This window comes from Thiomicrolovo immobilis (assembly GCF_039645955.1).
In the GTDB taxonomy this organism is placed as follows: domain Bacteria; phylum Campylobacterota; class Campylobacteria; order Campylobacterales; family Sulfurimonadaceae; genus Thiomicrolovo; species Thiomicrolovo diazotrophicus.
This window is the reverse complement of sequence record NZ_CP147916.1, coordinates 2363480-2381018: the sequence shown is the minus strand read 5'-3', so window position 1 is coordinate 2381018 and position 17539 is coordinate 2363480. Positions and strand designations below refer to the sequence as shown.

The 17539-nt window shown below is 56.3% G+C and carries 16 protein-coding genes and 4 tRNA genes; 16 read left to right on the top strand and 4 right to left on the bottom strand.

Annotated features, from left to right (window positions below):
• Positions 1-21 precede the first annotated feature (21 nt).
• From WCX72_RS12320 to WCX72_RS12290, 7 genes are all read left to right on the top strand, one after another.
• A complete protein-coding gene (locus WCX72_RS12320; RefSeq protein ID WP_345970027.1) occupies positions 22-858 on the top strand; it encodes a hypothetical protein in 837 nt (278 codons plus the stop codon).
• On the top strand, positions 845-1807 hold the full coding sequence (locus WCX72_RS12315; RefSeq protein WP_345970025.1) for a sulfotransferase: 963 nt from the start codon (positions 845-847) through the stop codon (positions 1805-1807). The genes WCX72_RS12320 and WCX72_RS12315 overlap by 14 nt, the downstream gene beginning before the upstream one ends.
• Positions 1808-1864: 57 nt before the next feature.
• On the top strand, positions 1865-2683 hold the full coding sequence (locus WCX72_RS12310; protein WP_345970024.1) for a glycosyltransferase: 819 nt from the start codon (positions 1865-1867) through the stop codon (positions 2681-2683).
• Positions 2684-2841: 158 nt separating this feature from the next.
• On the top strand, positions 2842-4794 hold the full coding sequence (locus WCX72_RS12305) for an STT3 domain-containing protein (RefSeq protein ID WP_345970023.1): 1953 nt from the start codon (positions 2842-2844) through the stop codon (positions 4792-4794).
• The gene (locus WCX72_RS12300; protein ID WP_345970021.1) at positions 4791-5399 is read left to right on the top strand and encodes a sugar transferase; all 609 of its coding nucleotides are present in this window, start codon (positions 4791-4793) and stop codon (positions 5397-5399) included. Before WCX72_RS12305 ends, WCX72_RS12300 begins: the two co-directional genes overlap by 4 nt.
• A 2-nt stretch (positions 5400-5401) precedes the next feature.
• Positions 5402-6505, top strand: coding sequence for a DegT/DnrJ/EryC1/StrS family aminotransferase (locus tag WCX72_RS12295; RefSeq protein WP_345970019.1), 1104 nt, complete (start codon positions 5402-5404; stop codon positions 6503-6505).
• On the top strand, positions 6502-8280 hold the full coding sequence (locus WCX72_RS12290) for a nucleoside-diphosphate sugar epimerase/dehydratase (protein ID WP_345970018.1): 1779 nt from the start codon (positions 6502-6504) through the stop codon (positions 8278-8280). The genes WCX72_RS12295 and WCX72_RS12290 overlap by 4 nt, the downstream gene beginning before the upstream one ends.
• Before the next feature lie 90 nt (positions 8281-8370).
• Here WCX72_RS12290 and ilvD read toward each other — a convergent pair whose 3' ends face one another.
• A complete protein-coding gene (ilvD, locus tag WCX72_RS12285; RefSeq protein ID WP_345970017.1) occupies positions 8371-10059 on the bottom strand; it encodes a dihydroxy-acid dehydratase in 1689 nt (562 codons plus the stop codon).
• Positions 10060-10185: 126 nt separating this feature from the next.
• Here ilvD and WCX72_RS12280 point away from each other — a divergent pair.
• From WCX72_RS12280 to WCX72_RS12265, 4 genes are all read left to right on the top strand, one after another.
• Positions 10186-10260 (top strand) — tRNA-Gly (locus WCX72_RS12280).
• A gap of 81 nt (positions 10261-10341) precedes the next feature.
• A tRNA-Leu gene (locus WCX72_RS12275) sits at positions 10342-10429 on the top strand.
• Between the two features lie 5 nt (positions 10430-10434).
• A tRNA-Cys gene (locus tag WCX72_RS12270) sits at positions 10435-10508 on the top strand.
• A gap of 23 nt (positions 10509-10531) precedes the next feature.
• A tRNA-Ser gene (locus WCX72_RS12265) sits at positions 10532-10620 on the top strand.
• On the opposite strand, the gene WCX72_RS12260 is transcribed toward WCX72_RS12265, so the two are convergent.
• The gene (locus tag WCX72_RS12260) at positions 10583-10726 is read right to left on the bottom strand and encodes a hypothetical protein (RefSeq protein ID WP_345970016.1); all 144 of its coding nucleotides are present in this window, start codon (positions 10724-10726) and stop codon (positions 10583-10585) included. The genes WCX72_RS12265 and WCX72_RS12260 overlap by 38 nt on opposite strands.
• 233 nt (positions 10727-10959) lie before the next feature.
• Between WCX72_RS12260 and WCX72_RS12255 the strand changes: the two genes are divergently transcribed.
• Complete coding sequence (locus WCX72_RS12255; protein WP_345970015.1) at positions 10960-12180, top strand: cytochrome c peroxidase; 1221 nt, start codon at positions 10960-10962, stop codon at positions 12178-12180.
• Here WCX72_RS12255 and WCX72_RS12250 read toward each other — a convergent pair.
• Positions 12171-12332, bottom strand: coding sequence for a hypothetical protein (locus WCX72_RS12250; protein WP_345970014.1), 162 nt, complete (start codon positions 12330-12332; stop codon positions 12171-12173). The two genes, WCX72_RS12255 and WCX72_RS12250, sit on opposite strands and share 10 nt — an antisense overlap.
• Positions 12333-12479: 147 nt before the next feature.
• Here WCX72_RS12250 and WCX72_RS12245 point away from each other — a divergent pair, with 147 nt between their 5' ends.
• The 3 genes from WCX72_RS12245 to WCX72_RS12235 all read left to right on the top strand — a co-directional run bounded on the left by WCX72_RS12245 (position 12480) and on the right by WCX72_RS12235 (position 16188).
• Positions 12480-14882: a S8 family peptidase gene (locus WCX72_RS12245; protein ID WP_345970013.1), complete on the top strand. Its 2403-nt coding sequence runs from the start codon at positions 12480-12482 to the stop codon at positions 14880-14882.
• 9 nt (positions 14883-14891) lie between these two features.
• Positions 14892-15398, top strand: coding sequence for a hypothetical protein (locus WCX72_RS12240; RefSeq protein ID WP_345970012.1), 507 nt, complete (start codon positions 14892-14894; stop codon positions 15396-15398).
• A 73-nt stretch (positions 15399-15471) separates the two neighbouring features.
• A complete protein-coding gene (locus tag WCX72_RS12235) occupies positions 15472-16188 on the top strand; it encodes a lysophospholipid acyltransferase family protein (protein ID WP_345970011.1) in 717 nt (238 codons plus the stop codon).
• Here WCX72_RS12235 and WCX72_RS12230 read toward each other — a convergent pair.
• The gene (locus WCX72_RS12230) at positions 16175-16735 is read right to left on the bottom strand and encodes a ribonuclease HII (RefSeq protein ID WP_345970009.1); all 561 of its coding nucleotides are present in this window, start codon (positions 16733-16735) and stop codon (positions 16175-16177) included. The genes WCX72_RS12235 and WCX72_RS12230 overlap by 14 nt on opposite strands.
• 68 nt (positions 16736-16803) lie before the next feature.
• On the opposite strand from WCX72_RS12230, the gene WCX72_RS12225 reads away from it, so the two are divergent.
• On the top strand, positions 16804-17535 hold the full coding sequence (locus tag WCX72_RS12225) for an outer membrane lipoprotein-sorting protein (RefSeq protein WP_345970008.1): 732 nt from the start codon (positions 16804-16806) through the stop codon (positions 17533-17535).
• The last annotated feature ends 4 nt before the right edge of the window (positions 17536-17539 follow it).

Here is a 17539-nt window from a genome sequence, read left to right as displayed (position 1 = left end):
CGAGGCGTGGGGGAGTGATTAATGCTTGAATACAAGGGGGTGACATGGGTCCTATACCAGCAGGTATTGATCCCCGATGTTCCTCCGCACGTGCCGGTAGCGTTGAGCCGCGAAGAGGCCCGCGAACTGCTGAAACGGAGCGGGGCCTATTTCATACGCTGGATAAGCGATTTTGACAGAGGGAAAGAGATGGCGTTCTGGTACATCATCAAAGATACACCCGACACGCTCGAATCCCTCGGCCGGAAAGTTCGTTACGAAGTGCGACGGGGACTGAAGCACTGTACGGTGCGGCGTACCGGAGCCGATGATATTGCCGAAAACGGTTGGCCGGTGCATGTGAAAGCCTTTGAAAAGTACAGGAGCTCGGCGGGCCCCGGCAGCCGGGAAATGTTCGTCGCTTCGATCCGTAAAATGCAAGAGCCTTTTTGGGAATTTTGGAGTGTCCTGGACCCGGAGGGGATAATGATCGCGTTTGCTGCTACCCGGATCACCGAAGGTTGCTGCAAGTACGATACCGTCCGGTTCGATCCGGACTATTTCCACCTCAATCCGAGCGAAGCACTCTTTTACACGCTAAACGACTACTACCTTCATCAAAAAGGGGTGCGCTATATCGACGACGGTGCTCGCAGTCTCGCACATGACACCAGTGTCCAGCAGTATCTCATCCGCAAATTCGGATTCAGAAAGGCATACTGCCGCATGCATGTTGTCTACAGACCGTCCGTACAGCTTGCCGTGCGTCTGCTTTATCCGTTTCGTAGGATTATCGCGTCATTTCGGAATAAATTTGCCGCCAGGGTGACAGTTTTATTAAAACACGAAGAGGTCAGGAGAAGTCTTGAGTTACGGTAGAGAAAGCCCTATTATCAGATATGCACGCACGTTTCAGGATCTTTACCGTTTCTGTGCGCCGTTGGACCATCTGTTCCGATTACCTTTGCGCCTGCACCCTCCCAGGGATATCCCGGTTGTCTGCATTGTTGCTCCTCCGCGGAGCGGTTCTACACTGACATATCAGGTGTTGACGACGGCCCTGAAGAACATGCATTTGACAAATATCTGGAACCTGCTTTATGCTACACCGGCGTTGGGCGGGGCCGTGTCCAAACTCCTTTGCCGACGCCATATCAGCAGCTTCTCGTCCACCCATGGCTTTGTCCCGGGACTATGCGGGGAGGCCGAAGGGTTGAAATTCTGGTCTTATTGGTCGGGGCAGACACTGCAGGAGGATGCCGGAGCGTTAAAGCCCGAAAAGCTTCGGGAACTCAAAGGGGTACTGGATATGCTGGCTTCCCCCGATGAACCGTTTATTACAGGCTATCTCGGCCATGCCTTTTCCATGGAACAGATGCGGGCACACTTCGATCGCATTGTCTTTGTGTATGTTTCAAGAGATTTGCTTTCCAACGCGTATTCACTGCTAAAAATCTCCGGAGAGGAGTGGAGTTCCCTGCGGCCCAAAGCCTGCAGCGAAAAAGAGTATAACAGCCGGTATGAGCGTGTAGCGGATCAGCTGGTCTCCATACACGAATCGATTCTGTCTCAAAGTCTGCCCGATGATACGATCAGGATTACCTATGAGGACTTGTGCCGCTCTCCGCAGCGTGTTGTTGACAGTATTGTCGCGTTTACCAAACAGCGGCAGATTCGAGTGAATCCGCGTCTTGATCTGCCGCAAGAGTTCGCGGCATCGCATATAGAACCCGATACGAATGACGAGACCAGGCACCTCGTGACGGCGCTCAAAGCGAGAGTGGCAAACGGACATGAACAAAATCTACCAGAGATGTTTTTGCGCTGACTTCTTGCGCTATAATAAACCTTCCAATATGGCCGAGGCATGCAGAGAGGACAGCATTTGAAACAAGATACGGTCGTTTTGCTTAGCTTCTACATCAACAGTGATCTGAAGGAAAGCAAGGCGATGTTTGCTTCGCTGTTTGCGCAGACGAGGCGGGACTTTGATATTTTTGTCAAGGAAGACGGCCCAGTGCTTCCTTTGTTGCATGATTATCTTCTCGATCTTTATGCGAGTGGACAGATCCAGTACTTCGGCGAGCGGAGTACAAATCGGGGTGTCAGTTTCACGTTTAACGAGTTAATTAGTCATGCACTGAAAGAAGGGTATGTTTATATCGTTCGGATGGATACGGACGACATTTGCGTGCCGGAACGGATCGCGGTACAACACAGTTTTATGTCGGTCCATCCCGAAATTGATGTTGTTGGCGCTTGGATCGAGGAGTTTAACACCGACACTGACGAGAAACAGGTGGTCCGTTACGCTGAAACACATGAAGAAATTTTTGAGTTTTTCAAAAAAAGGTCACCGCTGGCCAACCCCACCGCTTTTTTCAGGCGTACTTTTTTTGAAAAGGCGGGACTTCATCGATTAAATACGACGAACGAAGATCTTGCGTTGTGGATAGAAGGTTTTGCGCATGGATGCCGTTTTCACAACCTCCAGGTAGCGCTCGTAAAGATGAGGGTGAATGATGCCTTTTATTACAGGAGACACGGCTGGGCAAAAGCGCAGGATGATTTTACGTTGAAAATTGAAGCGACCCGTCGATTGGGGTTTGGTTTCACAGGGTATCTTTATGCGGTCGCCGCTTTTTTTCTACTGCTTTCCCCGGTGTGGGTCAAAAGAATGTTCTATAAACGATTGCGAGGTTAAATATGAGTTTGTCCAAAAACGAAGCCCAGAGTATACAGCTTTCTACTGCCAATATGATCTTCCTTATGGTCATCGCCTATGCTTTTAGTATAGCGATTCGAATGATCTGGGTGGATTGGGCTTCCGGAATCCCTTCGTTTTCTTGGCAAGACCAGCTTATGATTAATACGAACGACGGCTACTATTTTGCCAGCAGTGCCCAGCAGGCCCTGGAGGGAATGCATGCGGACAACCCGCGCGTGCTCGGGTGGATGGAACTTGCACTGACCTTCCTGACGACGGTGGCGGTCAAGTTCTTTCCCGTGGATCTCAACACCGTCATTTTGTACATGCCTGCTGTCATCTCCAGCCTTGTTGTGATCCCTATGATCCTGATAGGCCGCCTCTATGGACAGACGCTGCTCGGTTTCTTCGCGGCACTGATCGGTTCGATCGCCTGGAGCTATTACAACCGGACGATGATCGGCTACTACGATACTGACATGTTCTCGGCAATGGCGCCGATGTTCATCCTCTATTTTTTGATGGCGACCATTGAGAAAGAGACCTATGTCAATGCGCTGATGGCGGCGTTCACGATCGCCCTGTACCGCTTCCTGTACGATCAGGGGCTTTCTATCATCTATGCCATGGGACTGATCTATATGGGTTATATGGTCCTGTTCCACCGACATCAGAAGTTCACCTACCATTCGATCATTCTTATCGCGATCGCCCTGATGCCGCTGCAATGGTGGATCAAGGTGCCGTTGCTCATTGCCGCTCATTTTGTGTTCAAGAACGAATCCGTCTCATTGCGCCATCTGATGGTCATTGCCGGGATCACCCTTGTTCTGTTCCTGATCAACGGCAATGTTTTCGGGGTGATCTGGAGCAAGGTTTCGGGTTACCTGTTCCGGGGCACGGAAGAGGTCGGCCTGCATTTTTACCAGGTCAGCCAGACGGTTCGGGAGGCGGGGACGATCCCCTTCAGCGTGATGGCGGACCGGATCTCAGGCTCTGTCCCCGGTGTCATAGCGGCGTTGATCGGTTATCTGCTGCTGGTGATGCGTTCCAGACCATTTCTGCTCGCGTTGCCGCTGATCGGCATCGGCGTCTTTTCGCTCTGGGGCGGTCTGCGTTTTACCGTCTATGCTGTTCCCGTCGCCGCACTCGGGGCTGTTTACCTTTTTTATGTGCTGGCCTCCTATATTCCCAATCGCAAAGCTTCCTGGGCGGCGGTAGCACTGTTGACGGGGCTGATGCTCTTCCCGAACATCAAACATATCATCGGCTATAAAGTACCGACCGTCTTCACCAAGGAGGAGGTGGCACTTCTGGACAAGATGAAAGCCATCGGTAGCGAGCGGGATTACGTCATCACCTGGTGGGATTACGGCTATCCCATCTGGTACTACAGCAATATGAACACCCTCATCGACGGGGGAAAACACAGTCATGACAACTATATCGTCTCCCGGGTGTTGACGACGGATTCCCCGAAAGAGGCGGCGTCGCTGTCGCGCCTGGCGGTGGAAACCTATGTCGATTCGGGCTATCGGGTCGCCGCCGATACCCTTTTTAGGAACAAGCAGCCCGATCAGGTCGATACCGAGGCGTATCTCGAACAGCTGCGTGTCGGAGAGGTAACGCTGCCCGAACCTACACGGGACATCTACCTTTACCTGCCGCTGCGGATGCTCGATATCTTCAGTACGATTAAGGTGTTCTCGAACCTGGATCTGCAGAGCGGCCAGTCCTACAAGATGCCGTTCTACTACGTGACGGGGTATGCCAAACAGTCGGGTAACTTGGTCGATCTCGGCAACGGCTTGCGTCTTGATTTGCAAAAGAGCGTACTGCAGGCCGGTAGGCAGAGCCTTCCGCTGCGCCGTTTCGTTATTACCGAAGAGCACGAGAACGGTCCGGTGGGCAAGCAGGTCAATCTGCTGCATTTCGACGGGACGCTTTCCGTCATTTTCATGCGCAGCGCGAACAAGTTCCTGGTGCTTGACGAGGAGATGTACCAGTCCCTCTTTATCCAGATGGGGGTCCTGGAGAACTACAATGCCGATCTCTATGAACCGGTCATTCTCTCTCCATGGGCCAAGATCTACCGCCTGAAGATATGACACAGGGACTTTCCCGGCGGGACGCCTTTGCCAAGCGCCTCTTTGACATCCTGTTGGCGGGGACGGGCCTGCTGCTGGGGTGGTGGATGATCCTGTTGCTGATCGCGGCGGCGAGCATCGACACCCGGAGGTTCGGACTGTTCATGCAGCGGCGGATCGGCCGACATGGGCGTCCTTTTACCGTCTACAAGATCAGGACAATGCGTGCCGTCAGCGGTGTAGATACGACTGTTACGGCGAGCAATGATGTGCGTATTACGCGGTTGGGGAGCGTATTGCGTCGGCTCAAACTTGATGAACTCCCCCAGCTGCTGAATATTCTCGTGGGTGATATGAGTTTTGTGGGCCCCCGTCCCGATGTTGCCGGATACGCGGACCGGCTTGAAGGGCCGGACCGGGTGATTTTAGGTGTTCGTCCCGGGATTACCGGGCCTGCAACGCTGAAATACCGTGATGAAGAGGCGATTCTGGCCGTACAGCCGTCTCCGCAGGAGTATAATGACAAGGTAATATGGCCTGACAAGGTGCGTATAAACCGGATGTATGTCGAACAGTGGTCCTTTAGAGCGGACCTTGCGTATATCTGGAAGACGCTGAAAGGATAACGGTGGCACGTCTTTTTCTCTCCCCTCCCCATATGACCGGCAACGAGCAGCGCTACATCGCCGAAGTGTTCGAGAGTAACTACATCGCGCCGCTCGGGCCGATGGTGACACGGTTCGAGCAGGCGATCTGCGACTACACGCAGGCGCCGTTCGCGCTGGGCACTTCCAGCGGGACGGCGGCGCTGCACCTGGCGCTGCGTGTCAGCGGTATCGGGGAGGGCGATATCGTTTTGGCGTCGTCGTTCACCTTCATCGGTTCCGTTGCCGCCATCCTTTACCAGCAGGCGACGCCGCTTTTCATCGATGCCGACGCAAAGAGCTGGAATCTCTCCCCTGAGTTGCTCGAGCTTGCGATAGCGCGTGCACCGAAACCGCCGAAGGCCCTGATAGTGACCCACCTTTACGGCCAGTGCGCGGAGATGCGGCGGATCATGGCGATCTGCCGGGAGCACGGTATCGTTGTGATCGAAGATGCGGCCGAGAGCCTCGGGGCGACCTTGGATGGTGTCCATACGGGCACCTGGGGCGACTTCGGCGTCTACTCCTTCAACGGAAACAAGATCCTCTCCACCTCCGGCGGGGGGATGCTCGTCTCTAAAAGTGAAGAGGCGATCGCAAAGGCGATGTTCTATGCGACGCAGGCGAAAGAGCCGACGCCATGGTACGAGCACAAAGAGCTGGGCTACAACTACCGGATGAGTAATGTCCTAGCTGCCATCGGCGTGGCGCAGATGGAGGTACTGGCCGAGCGCGTGACGCAGCGGCGCCGGATCTTCGGCTGGTACCAAGAAGCGCTGGGGGAGATCGACGAAATCGATTTTATGCCGGAGCTGCCGGGTGCCCAGGGGAACCGCTGGCTGACGACGCTGACCCTGGGTCATTCCGATCCCGAGCGGGTCAGAACCGCGTTGGAAGATCACGATATCGAGAGCCGTCCCCTCTGGAAACCGATGCACCTTCAGCCCCTGTTTTCGGGGGCCGAAGCAGTGACGGACGGTGTTAGTGAACAGTTGTTCTCATGCGGCCTCTGCCTGCCGAGCGGCACCCAGATGACGCAGGAGGATGTTATCAGGGTCTCCGACATCATCCGGAAGGTGGTGGTGTGAGCGGGCTGTTGCGACCGACGTCCGGCAAGCGGATCCTTTTCTTTCTGCTGCTGGATATGCTCCTCTCCCTGGCAACGCTGTACGGCGCCTACGCCCTGCGCTTCAACTTTGACATCCCGCTGCGGTTCTTTTCATCTTTTGATACGGTCTACCTTTACCTGGTCGGCTTCAAGGTCGTCGCGTTTTTCTTTTTTCGGATTTACTTTATCGTCTGGCGTTTCGTCGGCTTCGCAGAGGCCAAGAACATTGTCAAGGCCCATGTGGCGGCCTATGCGGTTTTCACGGGCTTTTACCTGCTATTCCCGGCACTCTTCGACCCCTTTCCCCGTAGTGTGATCATCATCGACTTCTTTCTTTCTCTCTTTGCCATCGGCGCTCTGCGCGTCGCCAAACGGCTGATGACGGAGCAGGAGCGCTCATCCCACCAGCAACCGGTACTGCTGCTCGGCGTCAACCCCAAAACGGCTTCGATCATCAAAAGTGCGCAGGAGGGGGATATCCCGTACTACCCCTCCGCGGTCGTTGTGCTCTCAGCGGAAAACCGCAGTGCCGTCGGGACCTATATCAGCAATATCCGCGTATACGGCGAGGAGGCAGTTGAATCCCTGATTCGCGAGCGCGGGATCGCCGCGGCGATAGTTACCAGCACCCTGGCGCAGGATGAGCTCCAGGCGCTCTACGCGCGTCTGAGCGATGCCGGGGTGAATGAAGTCAAACGGGTGCGGCTGCTGGGAGGGCAGTATGATAAACTCGAGGATCTCTCCATCGAAGACCTCCTCGCCCGTCATCCGAAAGACCTGGACAAGGAGGTGATTGCGGGTTTTGTGAAAGGAAAGCGCGTGCTTATCACCGGTGCGGGAGGCAGCATCGGCAGTGAGATCGCCCGCCAGTGCCGCCGTTTCGGCGCGTCGGCCCTGGCCCTGATCGACCACAGCGAGTTCAATCTCTACACGGTCGGCGAAGCGATTCCCGAGGCCTCGCTGGAGATGTTCAGCGTGACCGACGGCAGGATGCTGGAGGAGAAGATGGCGGCCTTCGGAGCCGACATCGTCATCCATGCCGCGGCCTACAAGCATGTCCCGCTGTGCGAAGCCAACAAGACAGCGGCGGTACGCAATAACGTCCTGGGGACGAAAAACGTCATCGATGCCAGTATTGCTGCGGGCGTTGGGAAGGTGGTCATCGTCTCGACGGACAAGGCGGTGCGCCCGACCAATGTTATGGGGGCGACGAAGCGGGTGACGGAGCTCTATGCGGGGAACGTGCAGAGCGGTGCGACGGAGATCGTCGCCGTGCGTTTCGGCAACGTGCTGGGTTCCAGCGGCAGCGTTATCCCGAAGTTCAAACGGCAGATCGAAGCGGGCGGGCCGGTCACGGTAACCGACCCGGAGATGACGCGCTACTTCATGCTGATCCCGGAGGCATGCCAGCTGGTGCTGCAGGCGGCCGCCATTGCCAAAGGGGGAGAGCTTTTTATTCTTGACATGGGCGAACCGGTGAAGATCATCGATCTGGCCCGGCAGATGATTCGGCTCTACGGCAAAGAGGATGAGATCAAGATCGAAGTGTGCGGCCTGCGCCCGGGCGAAAAGCTCTACGAAGAGCTGCTGATAGACGATACGGAGGAGAAGACCCGGTACAGCTCCATCTTCATTGCCGGCAAAACGGACTACCCCATTGACAAGCTGGAAGAAGATATCGAAAGGCTTTTAGAGACAAAGGACAAGGTGGCGGCGTTGAAACAGATTGTGCCGGAGTTTGATCATAAGCCCTAAAGGGCAATACATGTGAGCAACTAAATTGCGAATCGTATAAGCCTTAAAAGGCAACGCAAGCGAAGGACGAGATGCTGAGCCGGACTGGACTTAGTCCAGTTCCGTCTTCAGCACGGCGCCGTTGGAGGCGTTGGAGACGAGCAGGCTGTAGCGCTTGAGCCATTTGGAGCTGATGGCCTTCTTGTGCGGTTTGAAGTGCAGACGGCGGCGTTCAAGCTCTTCCCCGGCAACGTTGAGCTGCAGCAGGTGCGTATCGACGTCGAGTTCGATTTCGTCGCCGTCCTCGATCAGACCGATCAGGCCGCCCTCGGCCGCTTCGGGGCTGACATGACCGATGGAGGCACCGCGGGTCGCACCCGAGAAGCGGCCGTCTGTGATGAGGGCGACGCTCTCGCCGAGTCCCATCCCCATGATGAGCGACGTCGGCGCGAGCATCTCCTGCATACCCGGTCCGCCTTTGGGACCTTCGTAACGGATGACGACGACGTTGCCCGGCTTGACCTTGTGGCCGATAATGCCGGCAATCGCCTCCTGCTGGGAGTTGAAGCAGACGGCGGTGCCTTTGAACTGGCGCATACTCGGTGCAATGCCGGCCGTTTTGACGACGGCGCCCTCTTCAGCAAGGTTGCCGAAGAGGATGGAGAGGCCGCCGACCGGGGAGTAGGCGTTTTCGTTGGTGTGGATGACGCCGGTATCTTTGATCTCAGCATCAGCGATACGTTCGCCGATCGTTTCCCCCGTGACCGTCGGGTTGTCCAGGTGCAGCAGTCCGCCGCGGCGGCTCACCTCTTTCATGACGGCATTGACCCCGCCCGCACGGCCGATGTCCTCCATGTGGACGGTGCCGAGTGACGGGGAGATCTTCGCGATGTGCGAGACGTTTTTTGCGATCTCGTTGATCTTGGTAATGTCGAAATCGACCTCCGCCTCTTTCGCGATGGCAAGCATATGAAGGACCGTATTGCTTGAACCGCCCATCGCCATGTCAACGACGAAGGCGTTGTGGATCGCTTTTTCGTTGAGGACGTTGCGGAGGTTGTACTTCGGATCATCCGCCTTGGCCATCTCGACGATACGCTTGGCTGCCTGCTTGACCATCTCGATGCGCTCCGGCGTCATCGCGAGGACCGTACCGTTGCCCGGCAGGGCGATACCCATCGCTTCACAGAGGGTGTTCATGGAGTTGGCGGTGAACATCCCCGAGCACGAACCGCCCGACGGGCAGGCTTCGCATTCGATCTCGTAGAGCTCCTCGTCACTCATATTGCCTTCGGCGTGCTGGCCGACAGCTTCGAAGGCTGTAGCCAGGTCGATCGGCGTGCCGTCTTTTTTGTGGCCGGCCGCCATCGGGCCGCCGGAGACGAAGAGCGTCGGAACATTGACGCGCAGGGCACCCATGATCATCCCCGGAACGATCTTGTCGCAGTTGGGGATACAGATGAGCGCGTCGAGCTTGTGGGCGTTCATCACGGTTTCGATGCTGTCGGCGATCAGTTCGCGGCTGGGCAGGGAGTAGAGCATGCCATCGTGGCCCATGGCGATCCCGTCGTCGACGCCGATCGTGTTGAACTCGAACGGGACCCCACCCGCTTCGCGGATCGCTTCTTTGACGATACGGCCGTACTCCTGCAGGAAGAAGTGGCCCGGAATGATGTCGATGTGGCTGTTGGCAACCCCGATAAACGGTTTGTCGAAATCCTCGTCTTTGAGGCCGGTCGCTCTGAAAAGACTCCGGTGCGGGGTGCGGTCGAAGCCGCGTTTGACTGTATCGCTGCGCATAGATTAGTCCTTCTCTATATATAATATGCAAATTTTCGAGATTATAGCGAAGTTTTCGGCAAAAGCTCGAAAAAGCCTTGACATTGGAAAGGGATTTGCCTATAATTTCGGTCCACAACAACAGATGCGGGAATAGCTCAGTGGTAGAGCACAACCTTGCCAAGGTTGGGGTCGCGAGTTCGAACCTCGTTTCCCGCTCCATTTTTATTTTTAAACACCCCAACTGAAACTTCTTAGACTTCAAAGCAGAGGTTTGAGTTGGGGTTTTTTTTGGTGTCTTGAGCCCGGATGGCGAAATTGGTAGACGCAAGGGACTTAAAATCCCTCGATCATTGCGATCGTGCCGGTTCGATCCCGGCTCCGGGCACCACCGGTGGCGCCATAGCCAAGTGGTAAGGCATGGGTTTGCAAAACCTTGATCCCCGGTTCGAGTCCGGGTGGCGCCTCCACCAAACTCCGACTTTTTATTTGTGGACAGATGGCAGAGCTGGTTGAATGCACCGGTCTTGAAAACCGGCGAGGGTCATACCTCCCAGGGTTCGAATCCCTGTCTGTCCGCCACCCCCATAACAACTTCCAAAATACGATCCTCCAACGAGCATTTATCCGTTAAAAACGGCATGCTGATGATATTGCGCAGTTTGACCGAAAAACGCAACGGTTTCATCTGTACATTTGGCAAAAGCACTCGTGAAGCCGGTACACACAGGCCCATCGGCCAGATCCGCGGGCCTGCATGTCCCCAAAACCAAAAAGTCTTACGAAAAGGCGCCGTCTCTGTTGTCCAGCATGGAGCTATAGAGCAGTATGGTTGAACGTTAAAAAACATTTATAGATTTTTTTCATTATTTTTTCATTTTGATGCGAGCATAATACACTGAAACCATAAGGAGGTGTGTTATGCAACGTAAAATGCTGGTGGCCTGTTTGGCAGTAGTGGGTTTGAGTGCGTCGGCGACGGCAGGCGCTCTGAGCCCTGAGGAAGCGCTGGGTAAAATGATCTATTTCGATCAAAGCCTTTCATACAACGGGAACCTCTCCTGTGCCGGGTGTCATGCGCCCGAATCGGGCTTTACCGGTCCCCTCTCGGCCACCAATGCCTCCGGCGCGGTCTACGAAGGATCGGTCCCCGGGCGTTTCGGCAACCGGAAACCGCCGAGCGCGGCGTACGCGACCCTGAGCCCGATTCTGCATTATGTCATGCAGCAGAAACAGGCGGTATTCATGGGCGGCAATTTCTGGAATGGCCGTGCGACGGGTGAAAAGCTGGGCAACCCCGCCGCGGACCAGGCACAGGGTCCCTTTTTGAACCCGCTTGAACAGGCCCTTGCGACACCGGGTGACGTCGTGACAGGGGTATGCAGCGGCTTCTATGCCGATCTGTTTACGTCCGTATGGGGAGAGAGCGTCTGTCTGCCGGAGAGCGTCGAGAGTGCCTTTGACGCCATTGCGCTCTCCATCGCCGCCTACGAGGCATCGAATGAGGTCAACGCATTCACGTCGAAATATGACTACTATTTACAGGGCAGGGCCGAACTGACAAAGGAGGAGCGCAAAGGGCTTGACCTTTTCAAGGGCAAGGGCAAATGCGCGAACTGCCACGTGCTGAACGAAGGGACGGACGGCACGCCGCCGCTCCTGACCGATTACACCTTTGACAATCTCGGTGTGCCCCGCAACCCGGAGAACCCCTTTTACACCCAGGACGCACAGTACAACCCGCTGGGCTACGTATGGACGGACCGCGGTCTGGGGGAGTTCCTGGCTACCCGCATGGATTACGCGGCGTTTGCGGCGGAAAACGAAGGCAAGCAGAAGGTGCCGACGCTGCGCAACGTCGACAAGCGGCCCGACGCGCTCTTTGTGAAGGCCTATACCCACAACGGTTACTTCAAAAGCCTGAAATCGATCGTTCACTTCTACAATACGCGTGACGTGCTGCCACGGTGCGGAAACGCTATGACCACCGAAGCGGATGCCATGGCGCAGGGGTGCTGGCCGGCGCCGGAAGTTCCAGAGAATATCAATACGAAAGAGCTTGGCGATCTTCACCTGACGGGGGAACAGGAGGATGCGATCGTCGCCTTCCTGAAGACCCTCTCCGACGGCTATCAGCCCTGATCCCGCCGCCGTAAGGGTGACCTGTTCTCCTTCGATGTCGAACGCTCCAAGTCGGCGGAGAGCAGCAGTGCCCTTTGGCAGTCGCACCGCCACAGCAGGGGCTGGTCCCGCCGGAAGCGGTGCCGGAGCAACTCCGCGGCATCTTCTCTCATAAATTCTTTTGATCCATACATTAATTTTTTATTATAAATAAAATAATATACTATCATCAACATCACTCTGACCCTTGGCATGAGGCCGTGACGGTATTTGCCAGGAGACTAGTATAATGAGTTGAAAGTATGGCGAAAAGGGGATACGTGAGACAGAAATGTTTTGATCGGGTAATGAGAGGCAGCGGGGCAGCGCTTCTCGGGCTGACATTGCTGTTTCACGGCTGCGGTTCCGGCGGTGGCTCCTCGACGCCGGATACCCCGGTAGATCCCGGACCGACGGTCGCAAACAGTGTCGCTCTAGGCCCCATCGGCGGGGCAACGGTCACCGTAACCGACCTGGCGGGACAGCAGCAATATCAGACAGTCACAACACCATTCAATGCCGCAACGGACCTGATGGATGACAATGTGACGTTGGTGCCGTACACAGAGCAGACGGTCGGGAAATTTACGGTCTCGCTCCCCGGTCTGGCATCGACGCAGCTGGTACTGGTGAAGGCTGCAGGGGGTGAGGATATTGATCCGAACGACGATGGACAGTATGACGCTGCAGCGGTCAAAACCGTCCAGGGTAGCCTATATGCTTACGTGACAGTGGCGGATCTGCTCAATAATAATGTCCGGGTGAATGCCTTCACCACGATTGCGGCGGAGTGGATCCGGCGGGAGAGGCTGACGGACGAGACGGAGATAAAATCGGTGCTCGCCCGCCTCTCCGGATTTCTTTTTGCATCCCCGTCGACGGCGCTCAGCGCATTCAACCCGGCAAAACTGACCACAGGCGGTGCGATGGAGGATGTGGCCCTCTTGAACGATTCGCAGTCCTATGGGGATGCCGTGGCGTCGACAACGATCCAGGAGCTGTTCGCGGGAACGACCCATCTTTTCCACGATGCAGACAACGACGCCCTTTTTGATGATTTCGAACTGCTGGTCGGCACGAATCCGGCAGCCGCAAACAGCGACGGGGATGCGCTGGGTGATTACGGCGAGTTTTTTGCCGGAACCGACCCCATGAGCAGTGATACCGGGGTCTATGAAGACCCTCTCACCCAATATCAGTGGCATCTGGATGCGACAGAACCGAACGACATCAATGTTGCTTCAGTCTGGGAGTCCTACGCGGGCCGCCGCAATATTTACGTGGGTGTGGTCGATACGGGTATTGAAGCCGTCCACCCGGATCTGGCTTCGAACCTCGACCTGACGAAGAGCTACCGCTGGTCTGACGGCTCGAACGACCCGTCGCCCGATGCGAACCAGCTCGCTACGGATCCCTACCTCTCTGCGCATGGGACGGCCTGCGCGGGTCTCGTCGCCGCTTCGGGATGGAACAGTGTCGGTGTCAAAGGGGTGGCCCCGTTTGTCAAGCTGGCGGGCTATAATGTTTTCTCGCAGTCGCCGCTGACGGACGTTACGCTGATCCAAGCGCTCTCCAAAGAGATGGACATCTCCTCGAACAGCTGGGGCGACCCCTCCGAAATTCTCTATGGTGACCAGACGCTGATCGACGGGTTACAGACAGGGGCGGAACAGGGGCGCAGCGGGAAAGGGATCATCTACGTCATGGCCGCGGGGAACGACCGCAGCAATTCGGATTACTCCCCGTTGCACATCGGTAATGCCAACAACGCCGGCGTCGCGAACAACCCCTATGTTATTACCGTGACGGCCACCGATAAGGACGGCAGTTACTCCTCCTATGCCAATTTCGGCGCGAATGTTCTGCTCGCGGCGCCGGGCGGCGAGTTCGGTGAGCAGTATGATGCCGTAAACGGAGCGGCGATTGTGACGACGGATTACACCGGGTACGACTACGGGTTTGAATCGACCGGCTTCGTTGAAACGTACCGTCTCGATCCCAAAACGAATCTCCCGGTCTATTTTGATGTTCCGGGCAATGAGAACGGCGACTATACCAATTATATGAATGGATCGTCGGCGGCCGTGCCCATGGTCAGCGGGGTCGCCGCTTTGATGCTCAGTGCGGACCCGGACCTGACCTACCGCGATATACGCTATATCCTCGCAACGACAGCCAGAAAAAACGACCCGGGTGACGGCGACTGGACGACCAACGGTGCGGGGTGGCATATTAACCACAACTACGGCTTCGGGCTGCTGGATGCCGCAGCCGCCGTCGCCAAGGCGGAAGGGTTTGCTTCACTCGGCGTGGAGACCGTGCTGCCGAAGCTGACAAACGACATCGCGGATACGACGGTTCCCGATGCGAACGCCACCGGTGTGACGTCCACGATTACCGAGACGCAGGCATTGAGCGTGGAACATGTCGATGTCTGGGTCACCATCGACCATGCCCGTCCCGGGGACCTTGATATCCGTCTGACATCACCGGAGGGAACGGAAAGCCATCTGGCATACGGCGGGGCTTACTACCTCGAGGGCTCCTACACCAACTGGCGCTTCTCCACCGTCCGCGCTCTTGACGAGGGTGCGGCCGGCACATGGACGCTGACCGTCAAAGACCTCCGGGCCGGTACAGAGGGGACGTTTAAAAGCTGGTCGCTGCAAGTTCGGGGACATTAAGGGATGAGTATGATGGTACGTATGATAATCATGGCGGGGTGGTTGCTGGCGGTTGCGGCAACGGCCGAGGTTCCGGTAATGACCAAACAGGTACTGCAGACGAAAAAAGCCTCGATGGTTTTTTACCGCGCAGAGGATGAAATGGCACTCTTACGCTCCCCCGGTGCTTCGGCCAAGCGGGTCGTGAAGGCCGCTCCGGCCGAGGTGGCGGCGAAGACGGCTTCTTCCGGCTCCGAATATCGCCGGGTCTTTTACACGTCAGAGCGCCGGAGCGAACGCAACCGCTTTATCGCGACGGGGAATGTCCTGATCCGTTTGCAACCGGACGTTAGGCCCGAAGCCTTCGCCGCCGCGCAGGGATTAACACTGATGCAGACCGTGAACGCATCGGCGGGCATCTACCTTTTCGCCCCCGCCGGTGCCGGGGAGGTAATCGACCAGACCAACCGCCTGAACACCCTTCCCGAGGTGGACTACGCCGAGCCGGAGTGGGTCAAACCGATCCTGCTGCGATGAGAGTAGTACGAGACAGTTTTATGCCCCTGTCACTGGGGGATTCTCTGTGTTATTACCTGCTATAATACCCGCCATGTTTAAAAACCTCCGCAAATATCTCTATATGATCTGGCTCGGGAAGAAGTTCATTCCTATCTTCCGCCACGTCTATCTGGACACGCAGCTGGATGAACACGACCGTTATCACGCCCTCTCGAAGGAGCGCCAGAACTATTCGCTCAGCGTACTGGAATACCTCAACGTCGTGCCGGTGATGCACGGCGACCTGCCCGAGGCGAACCGGGTGCTCTATATCGCCAACCACCGCAGTCTGCTCGACATCATCAGTATTGAGTCGCTCTTTTCCACGCAGCAGAAGGCGGGGATGTGGATCGCCAAGCAGACACTGCTCGATAACAGGATCTACGGGAAGTTTTTCGAATACAGCGGCTGCATCGCAGTCGACCTCAAAGCGGGCAAGGGGATGCTCGCCTTTTTTAAAAAGATCAAGCATATTTTCCAGGTCGCCCCGGACTTGAACCTCTTTATGTTCCCCGAGGGGGAGCGTTTCGGCGGCGAGGGGGTGGGGCCGTTCCAGCCGGGCGCGGAGAAGATCGCCAAGGCGAACAAAATGCAGATCGTCCCGATCTATATCGACGACCAGCTCGAAAAAGTGTACCAGGCTTCTCCGTTCAAGCAGCCATACGAAGTGCACATCCACATCGGCGAACCGTTCGCCTTGGAGAACATCGAGGAGCAGTACCGGGCCTTTATGGCATCGGCGAAAGAGGCCGCGGCTAAAACAGCGTAGGCTGCAGGGCTTTCAGGCGGAAGCTGCGGCGATGGACGGGGCTGTAGCCGTGGGTCTTGATTGCCTCGATGTGCGCCGCCGAACCGTACCCCTTGTGTTTTTCAAAGCCGTACTGCGGGTAGGTGTCGGCCAGGGCGACCATCTCCCGGTCGCGGGTGACCTTGGCGAGGATGGAGGCTGCACTCACTTCGGGGACGTCAGCGTCGGCCTTCACCTGCGTCCGCAGCCCGCTCACCCCGAAGGTCGAATTGCCGTCAAAGAGGTAGTCGGCCTCCCCCAGCACTTTCATGATCTCTTTGAGCCCTTTTGAGAGGCAGGCAGAGATGCCGTCATCGTCAATCTGCTGTGCGGAAAAACGCACGATGTGGTAGGCCGCGTTTGCCGTAATGCGCGCGTAAAGCGCTTCGCGCTTTTTTTCCGTCAGTTTTTTCGAATCGTTCAGGCCTTCGAGCGGTGCGTGCAAAATGACGCCCGCCATGACGAGGGGACCGGCGATGGGGCCTCTGCCCGCTTCGTCGATCCCGCATAGGGGTGCTGCTGTTTCCATTTAGATATTTTAGGGTGTTCCGGCCCAAATATAGCTATAATCGGTAAAACGAGGGGAGGGAATGCGCGATGCGGTTACTGTTGCTCTGGCTCTCGATGACGCTCCTGCTGTTCGGTTCCGAGGCGTCTGACATTGTCAAAAAAGTGGAAGACAATCTTCGCGGTAAAGACGTCTACATGAAGCTGGAGATGGTCATCACCTCGGCGCGGCACAAGCGGACGGTGCGGATCGAGAGCTGGGCCGAAGGGAAGACGAAGAGCTTTATGAAGATCCTTTACCCGCCCAAAGACCGCGGCATCACCTTCCTGAAACTTGACAAGCAGCTCTGGCAGTACGTGCCGAAGATCGAACGCATCGTCAAGATCCCGCCATCGATGATGCTGCAGAGCTGGATGGGAAGCGACTTTACCAACGACGATATGGTTAAGGAGAGCTCGATGGTCGACGACTACGATGCGGAGATCCTCGAAAAGACGGCGGAGACGGTGACCATCGCTTTCACCCCGAAACCCGATGCCGCTGTCGTGTGGGGACGGATCGTCTCGACGATCGATCGGCAGACGTATACCCAGATGCATGACGTCTTTTACGACGATTTCGGCAGCAAGGTGCGGGAGATGTTTTACAGCGACGTCAAAACCTTCGGTACCCACCATGTCCCGACGGTCATGCGGATCAAACCGCTGGAGAAGGGCAAGGAGAAGAACGAGACGCTGGTGCTTCTCTCCGACGTCGTCTACGACCGGGGCGTGAGCGGCAGCTATTTCACGAAGCAGGCGCTTAAACGCTACTCGCGCTAGGGAT